Origin of the sequence: Mycobacterium interjectum, assembly GCF_900078675.2 — a bacterium.
GTDB lineage: Bacteria > Actinomycetota > Actinomycetes > Mycobacteriales > Mycobacteriaceae > Mycobacterium > Mycobacterium interjectum.
In genome coordinates this window covers 602,607-626,388 of record NZ_LT546237.1, presented here as the reverse complement: position 1 = coordinate 626,388, position 23,782 = coordinate 602,607, and the positions used below count along the sequence as shown (strand labels likewise).

Genomic DNA, 23,782 nt, shown 5'->3' with positions numbered 1-23,782 from the left:
GCCGCCGAGGGCGGAGCCGGCGCCACGGCCGCCGGCGCAACCGCGCTGGGGGCCTGGGGCGACGCCGGGCTGACGGCGGAATTCGGCACCACGACGGCCGGCTTCTGCTCCTTGTCCGACCCATCGAGGAGCATCAGGCCGACGCCGGCGACCGCACCGAGCGCCGCGACCACGGCCCCCGCCACCAACATGTTCGTGCCCCAGGAGCGCGGCTTCGCGGTCACGGTCGTGGGCGGAAAGTCCTCAAATGCCGCGGGAGTGGACAGCGATCCGTCCTCGATCGCGGGGTCGCCCAGGGAGCTCGACGCCCACGCCTCGGCGACGGTGAGGTCCTCGTGCGGGATGGCCGCGAAGGTCGTCGACTGGAAGTCTTCGATGGTGCTCATGGTGTGTTCCTTAACTGTGGTCGCGACCCCCGTTGGGCCGCCGTCACAGGTAGGAGCAGCCACCTCCGATGACTCGGACAGTTTTTTCGGAACTTTTTGCCGCGAAAGTGCCCTACCGATGCCCTCACTCGAGAAATGGGTTGCTAGCTGCACTTTCGCGGTCAGGAGGGATAGCCCGCGGCCGCCAAAGCAGCGCGGATCCGGGCTATGACGATGTCCGGCCGATTACGCAACAAGTCGGCACTCACCCGAACGATGCGCCAGCCCCTTCGCTCCAACTCCGCGGCGCGGTCGATGTCGTTAGCGCGAATGCGCGGGCCGGTCCAGTGCTGCGCACCGTCGTATTCCACACCGACGCGCCACTGCTCCCACCCCATGTCTATGCGCGCCAGCACGGCACCCCACTCGTTGCACACCGCGATCTGCGTCCGCGGTCTGGGCAACCCTGCGGCGACGATGGCGAGCCTGGTCCGAGTCTCTTGTGGCGATGCTGCGCCCGCATCGACGAGATCGAGCACTTGTCGCAGCTGCTTCACACCGCGTGCGCCGCGGTGCACCTCAACCAGCGGTTGCACCCCGTCAACCGCCAGGCCGGTGGCCCTCGCCAACGCATCGACAGCGACGACGGCGGGAGCCAGACCGGGACGGCGTCCCAAGTCGAACGCGGTGCGGGCCGGCGTCGTGACCGCGACACCATTTACCGCGGTGGCCTCCCCGGGCAACAGCGACTCGTTCCGGGTGATGATCAGCGGCGGCGGACGCTTGCGACTGCTGATGAGTTCCGCGGGCGCATGGGGATCGATCCACTCCGCGCCGAGCAGTGCGGCCGCGGAGTTCCCGGCGACAACCGCCTTCTTCCCCGACCACAGCCAGGCGGCCACCGCCCGATCTTTCGCGGTCAGGCCGCTGTCACGTCGTTGGTAGACATTGCGATAAATCCGCGTGCACGACCGCCGCAGCTCACGTTCGGTGGATGTGCCTGCGTCGATCGCGTGCGTGCCGACGAATGGTGTTCCCTTCCCCATGGCCGCAGACTGCCACGGCCCTCCGACAGCGCACGAAAGTGCAACTGCCGACGCCACTACTCGGGAAACGCGCCGCCAGTTGCACTTTCGCGGTCAGGCCTTAACGATCGCCACCCGCACGCCGTCGCCGATCTCGGCGCCGTCGGCGGGCTCGCCGAACTCGAAGGTGGTGGCGAGTATCTCCCCCGCGATAAGGTCGCGGTGCGCCTGCGCCCAGCCGACCCGCTCGGCGGGCACCGACATCACCACGCGGATGCGGTCGGACACGTCCAGCCCGGTCGACTTGCGCAGCTCCTGCAGCTCGCGGATCCGGTCCTTGGCCCAGCCCTCGGCCTCCAGCTCGGGGGTCACCGTGCCGTCCAGCACCACCAGACCCGACCCGTCGGGCAGCGCCGCGGTGTAGTCCGGGTCCGCGGCCACCAGCCGGGAGCTGTACTCGTCGGGCTGCAGCACCGCCGGCCCCGCGCTCAGGGTGCCGTCGGGGTTGACGACGCCCTCGCCGGCCTTGACCGCCTTGATGGCGGCCTGCACGTCCTTGCCCAGCCGCGGTCCCGCCACCCGCGCATTGACGGTGAGCTCGAACCGGCCGTAGGTGTCGATCGCGTCGGTGAGCTCGACTCGCTTGACGTTGAGCTCGTCGGCGATGAGATCGACAAACGGCTCCAGCCGCGCCGGATTGTCCACCGCCACGGTCAGTTTCGGCAGCGGCAGGCGCACCCGCAGCTTCTTGGCCTTGCGCAGCGACGACGCGGCCGAGCAAACTTCCCGCACCTGGTCCATCGCGGCGACCAGATCCGGATCCGCCGGTACGGCCTCCGGCTCGGGCCAGTCGGTCAGGTGCACCGAGCGCCCGAAGGTCAATCCCCGCCAGATGATTTCGGCGACCGACGGCAACAGCGGCGCGGCGAGACGAGCGGTCACCTCCAGCACGGTGTGCAGGGTGTCGATGGCCTCGGCGTCCTCCGCCCAGAACCGCGAACGCGACCGCCGCACATACCAATTCGTGAGCGCCTCGGTGAACTGGCGAAGCTGCTCACAGGCCCCTGAGATGTCGCAGGTCTCCATCGACTCGGTGAGGTCCTCGCGCAGCTCCGCCAGCTTGGCCAGGATGTAGCGGTCCAGCACGTTGGCCGAATCGGTGCGCCAGATGCCGACTTTCGGCGCATACAAAGCCAAGAAGCTGTAGGCGTTCCACAACGGCAGCTGCACCTGCCGCACGCCCTCGCGGATGCCCTGCTCGGTGACGATCAGGTTTCCGCCGCGCAGGATCGGCGAGGCCATCAAAAACCACCGCATGGCGTCGGAACCGTCACGGTCGAACACCTCGGACACGTCGGGGTAGTTGCGCAGCGACTTGCTCATCTTCTGGCCGTCGGAACCCAGCACAATCCCGTGTGCCACACAGGTTTTGAACGCCGGACGGTCGAACAGCGCGGTGGCGAGCACGTGCAGCGTGTAGAACCAGCCGCGGGTCTGGCCGATGTACTCGACGATGAAGTCGCCTGGATAGTGCGCGTCCTCTCCCGCCGCCCCACCCGCGAACCACTCCGCGTTCTCGAACGGGTAGTGCACCTGCGCATAGGGCATCGAGCCCGAGTCGAACCACACGTCGAGCACGTCGGGGATGCGCCGCATCGTGCTGCGCCCGGTGGGGTCGTCGGGGTTGGGCCGGGTGAGCTCGTCGATGTAGGGCCGGTGCAAATTGGTGGGCCGCACGCCGAAATCGCGCTCCAGCTCGTCCAGGCTGCCGTAGACGTCGATCCTCGGGTGCGCGGGGTCATCCGATTTCCACACCGGAATGGGCGTGCCCCAGTACCGGTTTCGCGAGATTGACCAGTCGCGCGCGCCCTGCAGCCACTTGCCGAACTGGCCGTCCTTGACGTGTTCGGGGTACCAGGTGATCTGCTGGTTTAGCTCCACCATGCGGTCCCGGAATTCGGTGACCGCGACGAACCACGACGACACCGCCCGGTAGATCAGCGGGTTGCGGCACCGCCAGCAGTGCGGGTAGGGGTGCTCGTAGGTCTCGTGGCGGACCAGCACCGCGCCGTTCGCGGCCACCGGGCCGCTGCCGTTCTTCAAATCGCGGATGATGTTCGGGTTGGCGTCAAAGACGCGCTGCCCCAGGTAATCCGGGACGGTCACGTCGAAGCGGCCCTTGGAATCCACCGGGGTGACCGGGGCGATGCCGGCCGCCTCGCAGACGGCCATGTCGTCCTCGCCGTAGGCCGGCGCCATGTGCACGATGCCGGTGCCGTCCTCGGTGGTGACGAAATCGCCGGGCAGCACCCGAAAAGCGTTGGCCGTGTCCAGGAAATACGGGAAGGGCGGCAGATAGCGCGTGCCCATTAGGTCCGCGCCCCGATACGTGCCCAGCACCGCGGGCTCCTCACCCAGCTCTCGGGCATAGGCGCCCAGCCGGGCCTCGGCCAGCACGTACCGCCGATCCCCCGCAAGGACCTGCACGTAGGTCACGTCCGGGTGCACGGCCACCGCGAGGTTCGACGGCAGGGTCCACGGCGTCGTCGTCCACACCAACAGATAGGCGCCGTCCAGCTCACCCCCGGCCACCTTGAATCCGACCGTCAGAGCCGGGTCCTGGCGGCTCTGGTAGACGTCGTCGTCCATCCGCAATTCGTGGTTGGACAACGGGGTTTCGTCGCGCCAGCAATAGGGCAGCACCCGATAGCCCTCGTATGCCAGGCCCTTGTCCCACAGCTGTTTGAACGCCCAGATCACCGACTCCATGTAGCTGGGATCCAGCGTCTTGTAGTCGTTGTCGAAGTCGACCCAGCGCGCCTGGCGCGTGACGTACGCCCGCCACTCGTCGGTGTAGCGCAACACCGATTCGCGGCAGGCCTCGTTGAACGCCGCGATGCCCATGTCGTCGATCTGCGACTTGTCGTTGATGCCGAGCTGGCGCTCGACTTCCAACTCGGCGGGCAGCCCGTGGGTGTCCCAGCCGAACCGGCGGTCGACCTTGTATCCGCGCATGGTGCGGTAGCGCGGGACGATGTCCTTCACATACCCGGTGAGCAGGTGCCCATAGTGGGGCAACCCGTTGGCGAACGGCGGCCCGTCGTAGAACACGTACTCCGGGGCGCCGTCGCGGCGCGCGATGCTGGCCCGGAAGGTGTCGTCGCGGGCCCAGTAGTCGAGGACCTCGAGCTCGAGAGCCGGGAAGTCCGGCGCCCCGCCGGCCAGCTTCGGGTAGGCCTTGACGTCAGCGTTCTCGGTCACGATCTGTGTCGTCTCCTGTGGCCGTCCTGCTCAGGCCGGGGACGACGACGCGCACGGTGCGCGAGCGCCGCGGTACCACCCCGCTTGCCGCGCTTGCGCGCGACCGCTCGATGCAGGCTGTGACGGGCCTACCCGTTCGGTTCTACTGAGCCGCGCCGGCCGTTCTTCCGAAGGCTCCCCGGTGATCGCCGGATCGATGCCATTGCGTCGATTCTACTCAACTGCCGCACCCCAAGGGGCTACCTGGCCTCAGGAAACGACCTGCGGCCGGGTAGCCCCTTGGAGCCCCGATTGCCCACTGCCCACTTTCTCAGGCACGGACGTCGAGCACACCCACGCGCCACAGCGCCGCGTACACGTGCCGCAGGCCGATGCTCAGCAGGTGAGCGGCGCCGTCCACCACCGGGTCGCTGATGACGATGGTCCGGCGCTCGACCGAGCGCGCCGCTTTCTTGGGGGTGGGGGCCGGGTTCGCGTCGCGCACCACCCTCAGCGTGCGGGCGGGCGCTACCGTCACCACTTCGTCGTGCAGAACTGCGGTCATGATCGTCTCCTAGCCGGAATCAAGAGCGATGTCGGGAATCAAAGAGGACTGAATGGACTGACGTGTCCCGTCCCGTCGTGGTTCCGAACCCCAGAACGCTTGGCCGCGAAGCCAATTGCTAGCCGCGAACGTCGCGCCGGAGAACGGATCGGGACGAAACACAGTTCGGACTTCGGCCCGGACTGTCGCTGGAACTCATACGTCCCTCACCTCCTCGACGCCACGACGCGTGCGGTTGTCGCACGATCTACGCGCACCCAAAAGGAGTGGAAAAACCGGCGATTGCCGGAGATCCGCACCCCTCTCGTCAGAGCTTTGGCACTACACGACGTGTCCGATATTCCGGAAGCCACCTGGGCTCAACCCTTAAGCCGGGAGGAGCTGTCCTGACCCGGGGCGTCTTTGGACGTTCGGGGTCAGTGGCCTGTATTCGTGTAGACGCCTCACCTAACGAGGTGCATACGCGACCGATAATGCACGACGGGCACGACACGGTCAAACGCCCTGGCGCTGTGTCACCCAATCTTTATGCGTTTATTACGCGCGCACACAGGCTTCAGCCAGCATCGCGCGGACGCAGCCCGTCCAGCACCAGCGCCACGACGAAGTCGGCGACCTCGGCCGCCGTGACGTCGTCGTCGGTGCTCAGTCGCCGGTGCGCCAGCTGCCCGACGAGCGCCGCCAGCGTGTACGCCACCATGCGCGGCGGCGCGGCCACCACCTCGCCGCGCTCCTGCGCCGCGACGATGAAAGTTTCGATGTCGTCGATGAACCGCTCGTAGATCCCGCCGAGGTGCTTCTCGAATCGCTCGCCCATCGCGTACGGGTCGCGGAGCAGCAGCTTGACGGTGGCCTTGTCGGACTCGAAGAACTCCAGCGTCGCGCGTACGGCGACGCCAAGCGGCTCCTCGTGCCCGACGTCCGCCGCCGCCACCGGAAGCGCGGCCAGCGCCGAACCGACGTGGTCGCGCAGCGCGCCCTCCTCGGCAGCCATAAGGGCATGGAACAGCGCGTCCTTGGAGTCGAAGTACCAGTAGACCGAGCCGTACGCCAGGCCGGCCCGCTTGGCGATGTCGGCGATCGTCGTGGCGTGAAAACCCTTGCGCGCAAAGACTTCTTTGGCGGCCGCCACGATCTGGTCGCGCCGCTGCGACTTGTCCTCGTCGCTGACCGCGCGGCGCCGCCGGGTCGCGCTGGTCACGTATCGACCAGGCCGTCGAGCCGGCCGATCGTGTCGATGAACTCCTCCACCATGTCGAGCACCACCGAGCGCACCGGGCGGACCTTGTCGAGCGAGCCGACCACCTGGCCGACGAAGTAGGTCGCCAGCTGGCGCGCCTCGGTGCCCGGGTGGGTGGCCGCCTGGTTGATGCGCACCTGCGCGCCGGTGACCAGCGCGGTCTGCAGCGGCATGCCGAGGGGGTCGGGCGTGTCCGGGCGGGCCCACTCGTCGGTCCAGGCGGTGCGCAGCATCCGGGCCGGCTTGCCGGTCATCGAGCGGGACCGCACGGTGTCCGAGGAACTGGCCGCCAAGAACTTCTCCTTGACGACGGGGACCGTTTCGGCCTCTTCGGTGGTCAGCCACACCGACCCGCACCACACCCCCTCGGCGCCCAAAGCCAGCGCCGCGGCAACCTGGCGACCGCGGGCGATGCCGCCGGCGGCGAGCACGGGCACCGGCGCCACCGCATCCACCACCTCGGGCACCAGGACCATGGTCGCCACCTCGCCGGTGTGGCCGCCGGCCTCGGTGCCCTGCGCGACGACCAGATCCACACCCGCGGCCGCGTGCCGCCGCGCGTGCTCGGTGGTGCCGGCCAGCGCGGCCACCAGGACGCCGTGTTGGTGGGCGCGCTCGACGAGGTCGGCGGGGGGCGGCCCGAGCGCGCTGGCGATCAGCCGGATGTTGTGGGCGAAGGCCACCTCGAGCAGCGGCTCGTAGCCCTTGGGTGAGATGTTGAGGCCGCCGGATGGCGCCCTGGGCTCGTCGGTGGGCGCCGCGACGCCGTAGCGGGCCAGGATGTCCTCGACGAACGCGCGGTGCTCCTCGGGAAGCAGCTCCCGGGTTTGTTTGGCGTCGATCCCGCCCTGCTCGGCGCCGACGTATTTGGGCGGCAATAGCAGGTCCACACCGTACGGCTTGCCGCCCGTCTGCTCCTCGATCCAGGTCAGCTCGTTCTGCAGACGCTGCGGACTGTGCGCGACGGCGCCGAGGACTCCGAACCCGCCCGCGTTGGTTACCGCGGCCACCACATCGCGGCAATGGCTGAAGGCGCAGATCGGAAACTCAACGCCGAGCATCTCGGCGACCCTGGTTCGCATCGCCCGACGTTATGAGTTACTGACTGATAAGTCAATCGTTAAGGCGACCGGCCGTCCGGCGGCCAGCTGGACACGCCCTCCTCCAACGGGACCTGGAGGCTGTGCAGGATCGACGCGACCATTCGCCACGCGCCGATGGCGGTGACAAGCTCAATGAGAACCGTTGTGTCACCCCGTAATTCGTGTGAGCACGCGGCCCAACTCGCCGCGCTTACCGCGCCGTCGCGCACCACGTCGTCGGTGGCCGCCAGCACCGCCCGCTCGGTGGGCCCGAAGCCGCCATACCCCTGCCAATCGCGCACGCCGAGCATGTCGTCGGGGCTCACGCCCAGTCCGGTCGCGACCCTCCAGTGCTGCGTCCACTCGTAATCGCACGCGGTGAGCCAGCCGATCCGCATGATGACCAGCTCCCGCAGCCGCGGGTCGAGGGCGCCGTGCCACAGCATGGTGGCGAGCAGGTCGTTGAGGGCGCGCGCCAACGTCGGATGGTTCAGCAACACCTGGAAGATGCTGAGCTCGGCCATGTAGTCGGGCACCGCGGCCTCGTCGGCGGCGGCTTTGGCCTCGTCAACCGGCAGTCGAGGGACCCGGGCTTGCCCGCTGGGTGGGGTCATCGCGTGAACACTCCGTGTACTGGTGAGACACCTCACATTCACCGGCCATCGTAGCCATCGGCGCGGGGCGCAGGTGGGCCCGAGGTGCCGGCGAAAAGCCAGCAGCGCCAAGGCCGAAAACCCAGCCCAGGCCGTCCACGACCGCCTCGCTCGCCCGGGCATATCGCCACAAAGCATGAATCGGCGACCTTTTAATCCCCACTTGACTTGCAATCTTAAAGATTTCAGCGATTTGCCTGCGGGGCTTCTCAATAACCCCTACCATGGCGGGATTACGGATCACCGATGCAGTGCACCGGCGCGTCCAATTTGGTAACTGCCTCGCCCGCCCTGGGGCGGGCCGGTTCGTGCTGCCCCGAACCGCAGCGCCGGTCGAAAACGCCCGTGGTCATGTTTGCCACCCCGGCACGCCACGTCGCCGGAGCAGTTGCGGCACAGCACCTCTGGCAGCGACTCGAGTCCAGGGCTACGCCCGATAATCGTGCGAAAAGTATGTGACCACCCTGTGACCCAAGCTTCCTGTCAGCGACGATGGTTCGGGCGTTGTTAAATTTTTGTACGTTCGCACGATTTTTCCACGCGGTTGGGACCGAGCCGCTACGCTGCTGATCGCGCCACGTTCTTACGGCGGGCTTCGATAGCGGGGGTCGGTGGGTTGTTTGTGTGTTGCTCGCGGAGTTAGTCGCTCGCGCAAAAAAATTCGGCGAGATTTCTCGAAGCTGAGATAAGAGCGAGCAGCAGTGATAGGAACTTGTGGATAGGCAAGGAGAGGTGAAGGACAGTGGATAAGGCAGTCGTGACTCCGGTCGCCGTCATCGGGATGGCGTGCCGGCTGCCGGGGGGCATCAACTCCCCTGACCTCTTTTGGGAAGCGTTGCTGCGCGGTGAGGACTTTGTCAAGGAAATCCCGGGCGAACGCTGGGATGTCGACTACTACTACGACCCCGAGCCGGGCGTGCCGGGCCGCTCCGTGTGCAAGTGGGGCTCCTTCCTGGACAACGTGGGCGACTTCGACCCCGAGTTCTTCGGCATCACCGAAAAAGAAGCCACGGCCATGGACCCGCAGCACCGGTTGCTCATGGAAACCGCGTGGGAGGCCATGGAACACGCCGGCCTCACCAAGGACACCATCGCCGGGGAAACGGGCGTTTTCGTCGGATTGAACTATGGCGACTACCAATTCGTTCACGCCGCCACCGACGCCTTCGACGGACCCTACGGAAACCCCGGCACCATCTCCTGCATGGCATCGGGGCGGATCTCCTACGCGCTCGGCCTGCACGGCCCCGCGGTCACGATCGACACCGCCTGCTCGTCCGGCCTGTTCGCGATTCACCAGGCCTGCCGCAGCCTGAACGACGGCGAGAGCAAGCTCGCGTTCGCCGGCGGCGTCAACGTGATGATGGAACCGCGCCGGTCCGCCTCCGCATCGGCGGGGGGCATGCTGTCGGGCACCGGGCACTGCTACGCGTTCGACGCCAAGGCCGACGGCTTCGTCTCCGGCGAGGGCTGCGTGGTGCTGTTGCTCAAGCGCCTCACGGATGCGCAGCGGGACGGCGACCGGATCCTCGGTGTGATCCGGGGCACAGCCGCCAACCAGGACGGCCACACCATGAACATCGCGATGCCGTCGGGCGAGGCGCAGGCCGCGGTGTACCGCGCCGCGCTGGCGGCGTCGGGCGTGGACGCCGGCACCGTCGGCATGGTCGAGGCGCACGGCACGGGAACCCCCGTCGGCGACCCGATCGAATACGGCAGCCTCGCCGAGGTCTACGGCATCGGCAACCCGTGCGTGCTGGGCGCGTCGAAGACCAACTTCGGGCACCTCCAGGCGGCCGCTGGTGCGCTCGGCGTGATGAAGGCGGTCCTGTCCGTCCAGCACGGCGTGGTCCCCAAGAACCTGCACTTCGAAGCGCTGCCGGACGAGATGGCCCGGATCGACACCGGATTGTTTGTGCCGCAAGAGAATACGCCGTGGCCGCTGAGCGGCGGGCAGCCGCGGCGCGCGGCGGTGTCGGCCTACGGCATCTCCGGTACCAACGTGCACGCGATCGTCGAGCAGGCCCCGGNGCGCTGGAAGACGGCTACCGGGTGTTCGCTGAGTTGTCGCCGCACCCGCTGCTGACCCACGCGGTCGACCAGACCGCCCGCAGCCTGGACATGACGGTGGCAGCGCTCGCCGCGATGCGGCGCGATCAGCCGCTGCCCCATGGGATGCTCGGGTTGTTGGGCGACCTGTACGCCACGGGCGCCACGGTCGATTTCTCCGTGCTCTACCCCGGCGGGCACCTGATGGACGCCCCGCTGGCCGCGTGGACGCACCGCTCGCTGCTGTTGAGCCGCGAGGGTCACAGCTCCCGCGCGCTGGCTTCCAGCGTCGCGGTGCACCCGCTGATGGGCCAGCACGTGCGCCTGCCCGAGGAGCCGGAACGCCACGTGTGGCAGGCCGACATCGGCACCGCGACGCTGCCGTGGCTGGCCGACCACCAGGTCCACGGCACGGCGACGCTGCCGGGCGCGGCCTACTGCGAGATGGCGCTGGCCGCGGCGCGCACCGTCTTCGGTGACGCATCCGCGGTGCGCGACGTCCGCTTCGAGCAGATGCTGATGCTCGACGAGGAGACGCAGATCAGCCTCACCGCGACCGCGGAGGTGCCGGGCGCGCTCTCCTTCGCCGTGGAGACCAACGAGGACGGCGTGCAGGCACGGCGGGCCTCCGCGGTGCTGGTGGACGTCGACGACTCGGGCGATGCCGCACGGCCCGCCGCGGTGGACATCGACGAGCTGCTGGCCGCGCACCCGAGCCGCCTGGAGGGCGGCGACCTTCGCGACGCGATGGACCTGTGCGGCATTCAGTACGGCCCCGCCTTCACCGGGCTGGCCGCCGCGCACACCGCCGAGGGCACCGGCACCACGGTGCTGGCCGAGATCGGGCTGCCCAGCGTGATCCGGACGCAACAAACCAACTACGGCGTGCACCCCGCGCTGCTCGACGCGTGCTTCCAGTCGGTCGCCGCGCACCCGAGCGTCGCCAACGCCAGCCTGGGCGGCCTGCTCTTGCCACTGGGCGTTCGCGAGCTGCGGGTCCACGGCTCCGTCAGCTCGGCCCGCTACTGCTACTCGCGGGTGACCGCGGCCACGGGCGGGTCCGTCGAGGCCGACCTGGACATCCTGGACAAGCACGGCGCCGTGCTGCTGACCGTGCGCGGGCTGCAGATGGGCACGGGCGTCTCGCCGAGCGGCGAGCGGGCCCGCGTGATGGCCGAGCGGTTGCTGACCGTGGAATGGCAGCAGCGGCAGCTGCCCGACGTGCCCGCCACCGAGACCGGCGCCTGGCTGCTGGTCAGCACCTCCGACGCCGCCGACCTCGTGGCGACGGCGTTTACCGACGCGATGAAGCTGCACGAGGCGGACTGCACCACGCTGTCCTGGCCCGCGCGGGCCGACCACTCGGCGATCGCCGAGCGGCTCCGCGATGAGGTCGAAAAGGGCGGCTACGCCGGCGTGGTGGTGCTCACCGAGCCGAAGAACGGCAGCCCGGACGACGAAAGCGCCGTGCGCGGCGGTGACTACGTTCACCACCTGGTCCGCATCGCCCGCGAGCTTCCGGAGCTGCAGGGCGAGTCGCCGCGGTTGTTCGTGGTGACCCGCAACGCCCAGAAGGTGTTGTCGGAGGACGTCCCGAACCTCGACCAGGGCGGGGTGCGCGGGCTGCTGCGGGTGATCGGCTCCGAGCACCCGCACCTGCACACCACCCACATCGACGTCGACGAGCAGACCAGCGCCGAGCAGGTGGTGCGCCAGCTGCTGACGACGGGGCCCGGAGAGGACGAGACGGCCTGGCGCAACGACGAGTGGTACATCGCGCGCCTGTGCCCCACTCCCCTGCGTCCGGAAGAGCGGCAATCCACCATCGCGGATCACCAGAGCGACGGGATGCGGATGCAGATCCGCACACCGGGTGACCTGCAGACGATGGAGTTCGCGGCGTTCGACCGGGTTCCGCCCGGCCCCGGTCAGATCGAGGTCGCGGTCACCGCGTCGAGCATCAACTTCGCGGATGTGCTGAACGCGTTCGGCCGCTACCAGAGCCTGGACAACATCCTGCCCGCGCTCGGCACCGACTTCGCCGGTGTGGTCACGGCCGTGGGACCCGATGTCACCAACCACAAGGTCGGCGACCACGTCGGCGGCATGTCCCCCAACGGCTGCTGGGCCACGTTCGTCACCTGCGACGCGCGCCTGGCCACGACGCTGCCGGATGGACTCACCGACGCGCAGGCGGCCGCGGTCACCACCGCGCACGCCACCGCCTGGTACGGCCTGAACGACCTGGCCCGCATCAAGGCCGGTGACAAGGTGCTGATCCACTCCGGGACCGGCGGTGTGGGGCAGGCGGCGATCGCCATCGCCCGCGCCGCGGGTGCCGAGATCTTCGCCACCGCCGGCAACGAGGCGCGTCGACAGCTGTTGCGCGACATGGGAATCGAGCACGTCTACGACTCGCGGACCGTCGACTTCGCGGACCAGATCCGTCGCGACACCGACGGCTACGGCGTGGACATCGTGCTCAACTCGGTCACGGGCGCGGCGCAACTCGCCGGGATCAAACTGCTGGCACTGGGCGGGCGGTTCGTCGAGATCGGCAAGCGCGACATCTACGGGGACACCAAGCTGGGCCTCTTCCCGTTCCGTCGCAACCTCGCGTTCTGGGGCGTCGACCTGGGCCTGATGTCCGTCAGCCACCCGCAGCAAGTCAGCGAGATCCTGAGCAACGTCTACCGGTTGACCGCCGAGGGCGTGCTGCCGATGCCCGAGAGCACGCACTACCCGCTCGCCGAGGCGGCCACCGCGATTCGCGTGATGAGCGCGGCCGAACACACCGGCAAGCTCATCCTCGACATCCCGCAGGCCGGGCGCAGCAGCGTGGTGCTGCCGCCGGAGCAGGCGCCGGTCTTCCGCAAGGACGGCTCCTACATCATCACCGGCGGCCTCGGTGGCTTGGGCCTGTTCCTGGCCGAGAAGATGGCCGCGGCCGGCGCGGGCCGGATCGTGCTGACCTCCCGCTCCGAGCCTTCGCAGAAGGCGCTTGAAACGATCGAGCTCGTCCGGGCGATAGGTTCTGACGTGATCGTGGAGTGCGGTGACATCGCCCAGGCCGACGTCGCACAGCGGCTGGTGGCCACGGCGACGGCCACCGGGCTGCCGTTGCGGGGCGTGCTGCACGCGGCCGCGGTGGTCGAGGACGCCACCTTGACCAACATCACCGACGAGTTGATCGACCGCGACTGGGCACCCAAGGTGTACGGCGCGTGGAACCTGCACGAGGCCACCGCATCTGCGGACCTGGACTGGTTCTGCTCGTTCTCCTCGGCGGCCGCCCTGCTCGGCTCGCCGGGCCAGGGCGCCTACGCCGCGGCCAACAGCTGGCTGGACGCCTTCACCCACTGGCGACGCGCCCACGGCCTGCCGGCCACGGCGATCGCCTGGGGCGCCTGGGGCGAGATCGGCCGCGGTGCGGACTTCGCGGAAGGCAGCGGCGCAGCGATCGCTCCCGACGAGGGTGCCTACGCATTCGAGGCGCTGCTGCGCCACGACCGCGCGTACACGGGCTACAGCCCGCTGATCGGCACACCGTGGATCGCGTCCTTCGCGGAACGCAGCAAGTTCCTCGAGATGTTCAAGTCCGCGGGCGAAAAGCGTTCGGGTTCAAGCAAACTGCGCGCCGAGCTGGCCGACCTGCCGCTCGACGAGTGGCCGACCCGGCTGCGGCGCCTGCTCTCCGAGCAGATCGGGCTGATCCTGCGTCGCAACATCGATGTGGACCACCCGCTTTCCGAGTACGGCCTGGACTCGCTGGGCAATCTCGAATTGCGGACTCACATCGAAGCCCAAACGGGGGTACGCATCACCTCTGCCGACATCACGACGGTGCGGGGTTTGGCGGATCACCTGTTCCACAAGCTGGCGCCACAGGAGGAAAACGCTGCGGCACCCGCGTGAGAGAGGTCCTACGTCAAAGTCGACTGCACTGCTAGGCCGGTACTAAAGGAGGGAAAACGTGTTCATAGGTGGAGGCTCTGAGCACGACAGCCTGCGAGTTGGCAACGCCTACGACTGGAACCCGGAGCCGGGCCCCGTCGTAACGTGGGAACCCACACCCGGCTGCGCCGCGAAGGCTCGGCAGGCACCCGTCAGCCCGGTGCCGCCCAGCTCCATGCAGGCGGGCCATCTTCGGGGCTTCGTGGAGTTCCGGGACCGCGGGCTCGACTACTCACGGGCGGTCATGGGTTCCTGGGAGGTGCCCGGCCGGTGCGACATTCGGGCGATGACGTACGTCATCAACGCGCATCTGCGCCGCCACGCGACCTACCACAGCTGGTTCGAATATCAGGATGAGAAGAACATCGTCCGGCACACCCTGAAGAATCCGCGCGACATCCAGTTCGTCGCGAAGGAGTATGGCGTGCTGACCCAGCAGGAATGGCGCGACCACGTGCTGGCGACTCCCGACCCGCTGCAGTGGGACTGCTTCCGGTTCGGCATCATCCAGTACGAGGACCGTTTCGCGCTGTACGCGGTCGTCGACCACCTGCACTGCGACCCGATGTTGATCGCCGGGCTGTACGTCGAGATCGTGATGAACTACAACGCCCTCCTGGAGGGTAAGGCGCCCGTCACGCTGCCCCCGGCGGCCAGCTATGACGACTTCTGCATGCGCGAGCACGCCTGCGTGTCGGGGATGACGCTGGAGTCCCCGGAGGTGAAGAAGTGGATCGAGTTCGCCGAGGCCAACGGCGGAACCCTGCCGGACTTCCCCCTGCCGCTGGGTGACCAATCGATCCCGTGCGGCGGCGACACCCACGTCGAGCGGCTGCTGGGCCCGGAGGAAACGGCTCAGTTCGAGGCCCTCTGCCAGCAGGCGGGTGCCCGGTTCAGCGGCGGTCTGTTCGCCTGCGCGGCGCTCGCTCAATACGAATTGACCGGCGCGGAAACGTATTACGGGCTCACTCCGACCGACAAGCGGAAGAGCCCGGCGGACTTCATGACGGTGGGCTGGTTCACCGGCGTGGTGCCGTTCACGGTCCCGGTCGACCCGAACTCGTTCGAGGAGACCGCCCGCGCGGCGCAGGCCTCGTTCGACGCGAACATGGACCTGGCCAATGTGCCGTTCGACAAGGTGCTCGAATTGGCGCCCTGGCTGCGCCGGCACGGGCCCCAGTTCACCATGATGAGCTACATGGACGCGGGCCTTCCTCCCCTGTCCGCCATCGTCGCCACCGCCCTGGACGGCGTGAACGCGACCGCGTTCACCGATGGCCGCAGCCCGGCCTACATGTACTCGACGGTGTTCCGGTTGTTCGACGAGGTCTCCATCATGGTGTCCTACCCGAACAACCCGGTTGCCCGCGAGTCCGTCACGCGCTACACGGAGGCCATGAAATCGGTCTTCGAGCGGGTCGTTGCGGGCAAGCTGGCCGCCGTTCCGGTTCGCGTAGCCAGGTAGGCTCCAAAGCGCTTCAGCCCCGAGCGGGGTGAAGTGAAAGGCTGAGCTCCGTCGATGAAGTTTGTTCTGGCGGCCCACGGGACCCGCGGCGATATCGAGCCCGGCGCCACGGTCGGTGCGGAGCTGCGGCGCCGGGGACACGATGTGCGAATGGCGGTGCCGCCCAACCTGGTTGAGTTCGTCGAGGCCGCCGGCGTGCCCGCCGTCTCCTACGGTCCGGACACGCGAGAGCAGGTCGTGGCCGTCGCGGATTTCACCCACAACGCCTTCAGGGTCCAGAATCCGGCCAACTTCATGCGCGACCTCAAGGAGCTTTTCGTCGAGGGCTGGGCCGAGATGAGCCGCACCCTGGTCTCGCTGGCCGACGGGGCCGACCTGTTGGTGACGGGCCAGACCTACCACGGGGTGGTGGCCAATGTCGCGGAGTACTACGACATTCCGGTCGCGGGGCTGCATCACTTCCCGGTGCGGGTCAACGGTCAGCTCGGTGTTCCGTTCCTGCCGTCGCCGGCGCCCGTGGTCCGTGCGACCTTGACGGCGGGCTGGTGGCTGTATTCGCACATCACCAAGGCGAACGAGGCCGCGCAGCGCCGGGAACTGGGCCTGCCCCCGACGTCGGTTTCCGCCTGGCGGCGGATGGCCGAGAGCGGAACGCTCGAGCTGCAGGCCTACGACCAGGCTTTGTTCCCCGGTCTTGCCGCGGAATGGAATGGCAAGCGCCCCTTCGTCGGTTCGTTGACGCTGGAGTTGGGGGCCGACACCGATGACGAGGTCGCGTCCTGGATCGCCGCGGGAAAACCGCCGATCTACTTCGGTTTCGGCAGCACGCCGGTCCAGTCCCCCGCCGAGACGGTGGCGATGATCGCCGACGCCTGCGCCGAGCTAGGCGAACGCGCCTTGATCTATTCCGGCGCCGAGGGTACGGACACCGCTTCCCGTTCCGACGTGAAGCTGGTCGGGCACCTCAACTACTCCACGATCCTGCCCACCTGCCGCGCGGCGGTCCACCATGGCGGAGCCGGCACGACGGCCGCAAGCCTGCGGGCCGGGCTGCCGACGTTGATCCTGTGGGACGTGGCCGACCAGTTCATCTGGGCGACTCAGGTCAAACGCCTCAAAGTCGGCTCCGCCAAAAAACTTTCGAACATCACCCGGAGATCGTTGGTCAGGCAGCTCCGCAAGATCCTGGCGCCGGACTGCGTGGCACGGGCCCGCGAGATCGCCCCGAAAATGACCACGCCCGCCGTCGGTGTCACCGCCGCCGCAGATCTGTTGGAGCAGACGGTCCGCGTCGGCGTCTGAATTCGTTCCCGGGCTCTAAGGCTGCCGGCTGGCGGCCGAGTCGTGCTGGACAAGCGGGAAGGACTTGTACCACTTGCGGCGATGTGCGGCCCCCATCTCGCGCAGGATTCCCATGGCAGCGGGCCAGCCGTGCGTCTTGCGCAAGCCTTGAATCATCGCCCAGCTCGAGCCCCAGTGGTACCTGCGGCTACCGAAGTGGGCGTTCGCGGTCCTGCGCCCGAAATGGTTGACGTAGGCCATCTCCGTTGTGTACAAACCGAATCCGGCCTTGCGCGCCCGCAACGCGAGGTCTAGATCGAGCCCCCAGCCGTAGCGCCCGAAGGTGTCCAGGTCCATTCCGCCGACGGCATCCCAGCACTCCCGGGACATCACCAGCGCCGTCCCCTCGATGGCGGGCACCACCCGATACAGAGGCCGCGGCACGTAGCTTGCCGCGTCCGGTACATCGCCGGCCACCGCGTAGGGGAAGCCGATGTTGAACATCGGGCCGACCATTCCGACGTCGGCGGGCAGGCGCGGATCGAGCAGCGCGGCGACGAATCCGCGGGAGAGCCGGGTGTCGTTGTTGAGCGTCATCGCGTGGGAGTAACCCTCCGCGAACGCAGTTCGGAATCCGAGTTCGCTGCCGCCGGCCCAACCGAGATTTTCGCCGGGTGTGATGACGCGCTCGTCACCGATCTTGGGGTAGTCGCCGCGATTGTCGACGATCAGATAGTCGGCGCCCTGCTGCTCCAGGTCGGCTAATAGCGCGTGTGTGTACTCGTGCTGCCCGTAAACCGGCACGGTGATCAGTAAGGACACCACCGGAGCGTACCGCGATCCGCTCGGCCCCGAGGTCCGTTCCGACATCACCCGAAACCCTCCCGTCGAGCGGCTTTTTCCAGCAGATCGGCAGCGGTCGCGACGCTCTCGGCCGGCTTGGTCATCTGTGCGGCCATCTCACGTGCCCGGCCGGCATACGCCGGCTCGAGGACCGACCTGAGGTCGCCGGCCAGCGTCTGGCGATTCGTGCTGGAGAATCGGCGGGCCGAGCCGACCTTCAACTGCTTGATCTGGGCGGCCCAGATCGGCTGATCGGAGGTGATCCACAAAATCAGCGCCGGGACGCCGGCCCGCAAGCCGGCGGCGGTGGTGCCCGACCCGCCGTGGTGGACGACGGCACGACAGGTGGGAAAGATCGCGGCATGATTCACCGCCGTCACAACCTTCACATGGTCGAAATCGGGCACGCCGGTGTCGGGTGCCCGTGAGCAGATCAGTGCCCGTTCGCCCAACTCGGCGCAGGCCCCGCCGATCATGGTGACCAGATCCTTGAGTGACCCGACGGGCATGCTGCCGAACCCGAAGTAGATCGGCGGCGTCCCTGCGGCGGTCCACGACACGACCTCGTCGTCGGCGTCGGTGGGCCACTCCATCGTCAGCGCCCCGACGAAAGGCCGCCGAGCGCCCCACTCCGCGGACAACCCGGGGAAGCACAGCCCGTCGTAGGCCTGGATCTCCAGCGCGTTCCGCTCGGACATCCGTTGCGGCGCAGGGCAAGTGGCATTCGGCAGTCCTAGCTTTCGGCGCTGCGCGTCCTCGGCGCCCCTGGTGAACCGCCAGTACAACCAGTCGAGGGTCTGCATCGTCGAGCGCACCAACGGCGCGGGCAAGCGCGCCGGGAACGCGATGTGACCGTTGGGCCGCATCGGGTAGAAATGCAATGCCGCCAACGGAATATCGTGGTACTCCGCGACGTTGGCGGCGATTTCCTGGTAGAGCTGGCCCGTCAGCAGCAGGTCGACCCCGTCCGCAAGGGGCGTGAGCGCGGCGCCCAGTTCTTCGAACCCCGCCCTGACGGGCTCCATGGCCTCGCGCGCCAACTTGACCGGATTGGTGAGCTTCCACGAGTTGTGCAGGAAATCCTCGTCGAGCTGCTGCTGCGAATCCCGCTGCCCGTAGGCCACCGCGGACAGCCCGGCCGATTCCACGAAACCGATCAGGTTGGGCGGCACCGCAACCCGGACATCATGGCCACGGCGCCGCAGCTCGCGGCCGACGGCCGCGAGGGGCTCGATGTCGCCGCGAGTTCCATAGCTTGCCAAGGCAAACTTCATAGCGGAGTTCGGCCTTCTGCTTGCGGTGCGCGCTGAACCCGCATCAATCCTTGGCGAAGTGGTAGACGCGGTAACAGAACCCGCCGGAGCGGCGCAGCTCCCAGTCCAAAACGCCCACGCCGTAACGGATCAGGGAGTTCATGAATCCCGGCAGGCGGCCGCTGATCTGCTGCTGGGTGCGTCGCGTATTGGCGTCCAGCCCGCGCTTGGCCTCTTTGTCGATGTCCCGTTCCGAGACCTTCCGCAGCGGCGCGCCGGCCAGCGCCGCTTCCCATTCGGCGATGACGGGAGCGCGGCGGGAATCGGTATACAGGAAATGCCCGCCGGGGCGCAGCACGCGTGCCACTTCCTCCAGGAAGCCGGCGAAGTCCGGATACTGATGCGAAGCCTCGACGTTGATCACCGCATCGAAGGATTCGTCGGGGAAGGGCAGGTTTTGGGCATCGCCCTGCACGAAATCCAGGCCCGACAACTGGTGGCGTTCCCGGCACTTGTCGATGCTGGCGGGGTTGAGGTCCAGCCCCGTGTAGGAGGCCGGTCCCAGGTTGCGCATGATGTATGACGCTCCCCCGCCGGCCCCGCAGCTGACCTCCAGCACCCTCTTGCCGCTGAGATCAACCTGCGAGGCGGTCACGTGGTAGAGCTGGATGCAGTACCGGTTGGGCTCGTCGGACGCCGCCAGCGCCAGGCCCATCGGCGGGTCTTCCTCGTAGCCGAAATTGAAGAAAACCACGTCGTCGCCGACCTGGCGGGTGCCAAGGGGCAGAAAGTACTTCGTGGTGAGCTTGCCGACGAGCGGGTTGGATTGCAGGCGGTAACCGATGGCCATGGGGAGAGTGTTACACGGATCCGCGGCGCCCCACGCCGGATCGGCGCCTCGACCTCGTCGCCGACGGGGACTTTGGGGGCGCTCGCGCACCGGATTCCAGGGCACTGACCAGCAGGTTCACTGTCAAGATCACGGCGGGATCACGGTCGCCGCGTAGATCTTGATTACTCCGCGCGACGGCGGGCTTGATTGTAGGGTTAATCGGGTGTCGAGCCGGACTGGCACGGGCGAGGCAGCCAAGCCTGGGGGAATCTTCGACCGCATAGGCGACATCGTCGTGCGGTGGCCGCTGCTTGTCATCGCCGGCTGGATCGCGGTCGCCGCCATCCTGTGGCTGGTCTTTCCGCCGCTGATGGTAGAGGCCGGCAGGCACGAGCAAAAGCCCCTGCCGGACAACGCCCCGACGGTGCTCATCAACCAGGAAATGGCCGAGGCCTTCGCCACGCCCGGGAAGTCCTCCGCGGCCGCCAAGGGCCCCGGAGACGCCAAAAAAGGCGGGGACGCCGCCGGGGACGGGGGTGGCGATAACCCGCTGGGCGGTGGCGGATCGCTCCTGATGATCCTGCTGACCGACGAGAACGGGATTTCACCCGCCGACGAGGCCGTCTACGCCAAGCTGGTGGACAAGCTGCACCAGGACAAAGCCGACACCATGACGGTGCAGGATTTCCTGACCACCCCGCAGATGCGCGAGGTCCTGGCATCTAAGGACGGCAAGGCGTTCATTCTGCCGGTGTCTTTCCCCGGTGCGGCCACCGCGCCCACGACGATCGCGGGCTACCACCACGTCAAGGACATCGCCAAACAGGTCACCGCGGGAACGTCGCTGACCGCCTACGTCAGCGGGCCGCTGGCCACCCTCGCCGACGCCACCGAAATTGCGATGGAAGACGCGCACTTCATCGAGATCGGCACTGTGGTCGCCGTCCTAATCATCCTGTTCATGATCTATCGCAACGTGGTCACCATGGTGCTGCCGCTGCTCAACATCGGCGCATCCATCGCGGCATCGCAGGGCATCTTGTCCGGGCTGAGCACCCAGTTCGGCCTGCCGGTGATCTTGCAGAGCCTCGTTTTGATGACGGCGGTCATGGTCGGAGCGGGAACGGACTACGCCGTCTTCCTGATCAGCCGCTATCACGACTATTTGCGCAACGGCCATGACTCCGATCAAGCGGTCAAGATGGCGTTGATGTCGATCGGCAAGGTCATCACGGCATCGGCAGCCACCGTCGCGGTCGCCTTCCTGGCGATGGCTTTCACCAAGCTGCAAGTGTTCTCGGCCGTCGGGCCGGCTATTTCGATTTCGGTCGTCGTGGCATTGCTGTCCGCGGTCACCCTGCTGCCCGCCCTGATGATCCTCGCGGGCCGACGCGGCTGGATCAAGCCCGGACGCGACCGGACCACCCGTACCTGGCGGATCATCGGAACGCGCGTCGTGCGCCGGCCCAAGATCCATTTGATCGGAAGCCTGATCGTGCTCATCGCTTTGGCCAGTTGCACGAGCGTGATGCGCTTCAACTACGACGACCTCAAAACGATGCCCGCGGACACCGACAGCTCCAAGGGATACGACGCGATGAACGCCCATTTCCCGGCGAACGCGCTCACGCCCATGGTGCTATTCATCAAGTCGCCGTCCCACGACTTGCGGACGCCGTCCGCCCTCGCCGACCTGGAGCAGATGGCCAGCCGGGTGAGCCAGTTGCCCGGCATCACCATGGTGCGGGGCCTGACCCGGCCCAATGGGGAACCGCTGGAGCAGACGAAGATCTCGTTCCAGGCCGGAGAGGTCGGCAATAAGCTCTCCGAGGGCTCCACCCAGATTCAGGAGCACGGCAACGATCTGGACCGGCTGGTGAACGGCTCCAACCAGTTGGCCGACGCCCTGGCCCAGCTGCGCGATCAGGTCAACGGGGCCGTGACCAGCCTCGGGCCGGCCGTCGCGGCGCTGACGGCCATGGAGCAGCTGGCGGGCGGCGATCGCACCATCAACGCGCTCGACCAGGGCGCCTCGATGACGGGGCAGATGAAGAAACTCGGCGACAACCTCAGCATGTCCACCGTGAACGCCGAAAACATTGCCGCCTGGGCCGGCCCGATGCTCGTCGCCCTCAACAACAGCCCGGATTGCAATGCCGACCCGGGCTGCGTGAATTCCCGTGCGAGCCTGGCCGCCATGGTGCAGGCCAACAACGACGGCACCCTCAACTCGATCAAGATCATGGCCCACAACTTGCAATCGGCGGGGCAAGCGCAGACCGTCGGGCAGACGCTCGACAAGGTTCAGCAAACGCTGACCCAGGCCTCCAGCGCCATGAAGACGATCAAGAACCTGCAAACCACGATGGGGCAGGCCGAACAGGGCGCCAATGCGCTCGCCGACGGCAGCCGCGCGATCGCCGGCGGCGTGAAGGAACTGGTCGATCAGACCAGGAACATCGGCAGCGGCCTCGGCGAGGCATCGCAATTCCTGCTGAGCATGAAGCACGACACCGACAACAAGGCGTCGATGGCCGGCTTCAACATCCCTCCGCAGATCATGACGAGGGACGAGTTCAAGAAGGGCGCCGCGATCTTCCTCTCCCCCGACGGGCACGCGGCCCGGTACCTCATCCAAAGCGCCATCAACCCCTTCTCCACCGAGGCCATGGATCAGATCCCGAAGATCATCAAGGCCGCCCAGTCGGCGCAGCCGAACACCGAACTGTCGGACGCCAAGGTTGCGGTGGCGGGTTTGCCCAGTGGGCTTGACGACACGCGCAACTACTACAACGACGACATCGGTTTTATCGTCTTCGCGACCATCCTCATCGTGTTCCTGATCCTGGTCGGCTTGTTGCGGGCGGTGATTGCGCCGCTGTACCTCATCGGTTCGGTGCTGCTTTCCTATTTGTCCGCAATGGGTCTCGGCGTCCTGGTTTTCCAGATGATGCTCGGGCAGAACCTGCACTGGAGCCTGCCCGGACTGTCGTTCATCCTGCTCGTCGCGGTCGGCGCGGATTACAACATGCTGCTCATCTCGCGCATCCGCGACGAGTCACCGCACGGCGTGCGGATCGGTGTTATTCGCACGGTCGGTTCGACCGGTGGCGTGATCACCTCGGCCGGCCTGATCTTCGCCGCCTCGATGTTCGGGTTGATGACCGCCAGCATCTACACCATGGCCGAGGCCGGCTTCATCCTCGGGATGGGCATTTTGATCGACACCTTCCTGGTGCGCACGATCACCGTGCCGGCCGTGGCCGCGCTGATCGGCCAGAAGAACTGGTGGCCATCGCATCTCGGCAAGAGCCCGGCCCAGGTTTACGCGGCCCACCAGCGCAAGCAGCAACAACTGGAACAGTTGACCGACCAGCTGGTCCGGATGAAAGTGATTCCCAACCGTGAGGCTCTGGCCCCGGCAACGGCTTCCGCGGGGGCGAATGGGGCCGCCCCGCCGCTGATTCCGGACGACCTGCTGGTCCGCCTGAAGCTCGTCCCGCCCGCCCACAAATCGCGGACCAAGTCGCGGCGGCCGCGGTCGACCGGAATCGCTAAAGCCACGAATGGCCCACGGTCCAGCCGGCGTGCGCCCGAGCACGCGCTCCCGCTGTTCGACCTGAGCGGCATGCCCGATCACGTGATCGACGATCTCCGCGACGCGGCGCCGGACCCCCCGTCGCCCGCCAATGGCAGTGGCACGCGTGACGCCGATCTCGACCTCGGTCACTCGTTACCGCTATTCGGGCAGGACTTCCTGTCGCCTCGGCCGATCACCGTGGGCGCCAACGGAAATGGGCATTCGAACGGCAACGGTCACGGCGAACAGTCCGTCGCGGACGACGCCGATAATTCACTGCCGCTGTTCGGTGCGAGTACCCCGGCACCCCGGGCCGCCAATGGCCACGGGCGCGGCAAACACCCGCCCGTCTAGC

13 protein-coding genes, 2 pseudogenes and 1 riboswitch are annotated in these 23,782 nt (G+C 67.5%); of the genes and pseudogenes, 5 read left to right on the top strand and 10 right to left on the bottom strand.

The window, feature by feature from the left end; all coding sequences use genetic code 11:
* From BN4348_RS59920 to BN4348_RS37520, 7 genes are all read right to left on the bottom strand, one after another.
* Positions 1-386 (bottom strand): hypothetical protein (locus BN4348_RS59920; RefSeq protein WP_407937896.1); only part of this gene is annotated, 386 nt, incomplete at its 3' end.
* A gap of 161 nt (positions 387-547) precedes the next feature.
* Entirely contained in the window at positions 548-1,411 is an 864-nt protein-coding gene (locus BN4348_RS37545; protein ID WP_066910828.1) for a DUF559 domain-containing protein, read from the bottom strand.
* 93 nt (positions 1,412-1,504) lie between these two features.
* Complete coding sequence (gene ileS, locus BN4348_RS37540; protein ID WP_066910825.1) at positions 1,505-4,651, bottom strand: isoleucine--tRNA ligase; 3,147 nt, start codon at positions 4,649-4,651, stop codon at positions 1,505-1,507.
* A gap of 310 nt (positions 4,652-4,961) precedes the next feature.
* Positions 4,962-5,195 carry an Rv1535 family protein gene (locus BN4348_RS37535; RefSeq protein ID WP_066910822.1) on the bottom strand — a complete coding sequence of 78 codons (234 nt, stop codon included), beginning with the start codon at positions 5,193-5,195 and terminating at the stop codon, positions 4,962-4,964.
* A gap of 292 nt (positions 5,196-5,487) precedes the next feature.
* A riboswitch (M-box (ykoK) riboswitch) is annotated at positions 5,488-5,657 on the bottom strand.
* Between the two features lie 94 nt (positions 5,658-5,751).
* The gene (locus BN4348_RS37530; RefSeq protein ID WP_066910819.1) at positions 5,752-6,396 is read right to left on the bottom strand and encodes a TetR/AcrR family transcriptional regulator; all 645 of its coding nucleotides are present in this window, start codon (positions 6,394-6,396) and stop codon (positions 5,752-5,754) included.
* Positions 6,393-7,517 (bottom strand): NAD(P)H-dependent flavin oxidoreductase, encoded by a 1,125-nt coding sequence (locus tag BN4348_RS37525; protein ID WP_066910816.1) that lies wholly within the window; start codon positions 7,515-7,517, stop codon positions 6,393-6,395. The genes BN4348_RS37530 and BN4348_RS37525 overlap by 4 nt, the downstream gene beginning before the upstream one ends.
* A gap of 38 nt (positions 7,518-7,555) precedes the next feature.
* Positions 7,556-8,131, bottom strand: coding sequence for a carboxymuconolactone decarboxylase family protein (locus BN4348_RS37520; RefSeq protein ID WP_066910813.1), 576 nt, complete (start codon positions 8,129-8,131; stop codon positions 7,556-7,558).
* 820 nt (positions 8,132-8,951) lie between these two features.
* Here BN4348_RS37520 and BN4348_RS62740 point away from each other — a divergent pair.
* The 4 genes and pseudogenes from BN4348_RS62740 to BN4348_RS37505 form a co-directional block, all read left to right on the top strand.
* Positions 8,952-9,617: pseudogene (locus tag BN4348_RS62740) on the top strand (beta-ketoacyl synthase N-terminal-like domain-containing protein); the annotation flags it as partial.
* 87 nt (positions 9,618-9,704) lie between these two features.
* Positions 9,705-14,134: pseudogene (gene pks2, locus BN4348_RS37515) on the top strand (sulfolipid-1 biosynthesis phthioceranic/hydroxyphthioceranic acid synthase); the annotation flags it as partial.
* A 58-nt stretch (positions 14,135-14,192) separates the two neighbouring features.
* Positions 14,193-15,638 carry a condensation domain-containing protein gene (locus BN4348_RS37510; RefSeq protein ID WP_084454039.1) on the top strand — a complete coding sequence of 482 codons (1,446 nt, stop codon included), beginning with the start codon at positions 14,193-14,195 and terminating at the stop codon, positions 15,636-15,638.
* Between the two features lie 54 nt (positions 15,639-15,692).
* The gene (locus BN4348_RS37505) at positions 15,693-16,940 is read left to right on the top strand and encodes a glycosyltransferase (RefSeq protein WP_066910810.1); all 1,248 of its coding nucleotides are present in this window, start codon (positions 15,693-15,695) and stop codon (positions 16,938-16,940) included.
* Between the two features lie 15 nt (positions 16,941-16,955).
* On the opposite strand, the gene BN4348_RS37500 is transcribed toward BN4348_RS37505, so the two are convergent.
* Genes BN4348_RS37500 through BN4348_RS37490 form a run of 3 tightly spaced genes read right to left on the bottom strand, consistent with a single transcriptional unit; the run spans position 16,956 to position 19,865 of the window.
* A complete protein-coding gene (locus tag BN4348_RS37500; RefSeq protein ID WP_066910807.1) occupies positions 16,956-17,789 on the bottom strand; it encodes a glycosyltransferase family 2 protein in 834 nt (277 codons plus the stop codon).
* Positions 17,789-19,036: a glycosyltransferase gene (locus BN4348_RS37495; RefSeq protein ID WP_066910803.1), complete on the bottom strand. Its 1,248-nt coding sequence runs from the start codon at positions 19,034-19,036 to the stop codon at positions 17,789-17,791. Before BN4348_RS37495 ends, BN4348_RS37500 begins: the two co-directional genes overlap by 1 nt.
* Before the next feature lie 43 nt (positions 19,037-19,079).
* The gene (locus BN4348_RS37490) at positions 19,080-19,865 is read right to left on the bottom strand and encodes a phthiotriol/phenolphthiotriol dimycocerosates methyltransferase (RefSeq protein ID WP_066910800.1); all 786 of its coding nucleotides are present in this window, start codon (positions 19,863-19,865) and stop codon (positions 19,080-19,082) included.
* 205 nt (positions 19,866-20,070) lie between these two features.
* Here BN4348_RS37490 and BN4348_RS37485 point away from each other — a divergent pair, with 205 nt between their 5' ends.
* Positions 20,071-23,781: an MMPL/RND family transporter gene (locus BN4348_RS37485; RefSeq protein ID WP_084454037.1), complete on the top strand. Its 3,711-nt coding sequence runs from the start codon at positions 20,071-20,073 to the stop codon at positions 23,779-23,781.
* Position 23,782 lies beyond the last annotated feature (1 nt).

Excerpts from the sequence above, each read along its gene's own strand:
- BN4348_RS37545 (WP_066910828.1), bottom strand. The coding sequence starts at position 1,411 with ATGGGGAAGGGAACACCATTCGTCGGCACGCACGCGATCGACGCAGGC.
- BN4348_RS37500 (WP_066910807.1), bottom strand. The coding sequence starts at position 17,789 with ATGTCGGAACGGACCTCGGGGCCGAGCGGATCGCGGTACGCTCCGGTG.
- BN4348_RS37490 (WP_066910800.1), bottom strand. The coding sequence starts at position 19,865 with ATGGCCATCGGTTACCGCCTGCAATCCAACCCGCTCGTCGGCAAGCTC.
- BN4348_RS37505 (WP_066910810.1), top strand. The coding sequence starts at position 15,693 with ATGAAGTTTGTTCTGGCGGCCCACGGGACCCGCGGCGATATCGAGCCC.
- BN4348_RS37495 (WP_066910803.1), bottom strand. The coding sequence starts at position 19,036 with ATGAAGTTTGCCTTGGCAAGCTATGGAACTCGCGGCGACATCGAGCCC.
- BN4348_RS37535 (WP_066910822.1), bottom strand. The coding sequence starts at position 5,195 with ATGACCGCAGTTCTGCACGACGAAGTGGTGACGGTAGCGCCCGCCCGC.
- BN4348_RS37525 (WP_066910816.1), bottom strand. The coding sequence starts at position 7,517 with ATGCGAACCAGGGTCGCCGAGATGCTCGGCGTTGAGTTTCCGATCTGC.
- BN4348_RS37520 (WP_066910813.1), bottom strand. The coding sequence starts at position 8,131 with ATGACCCCACCCAGCGGGCAAGCCCGGGTCCCTCGACTGCCGGTTGAC.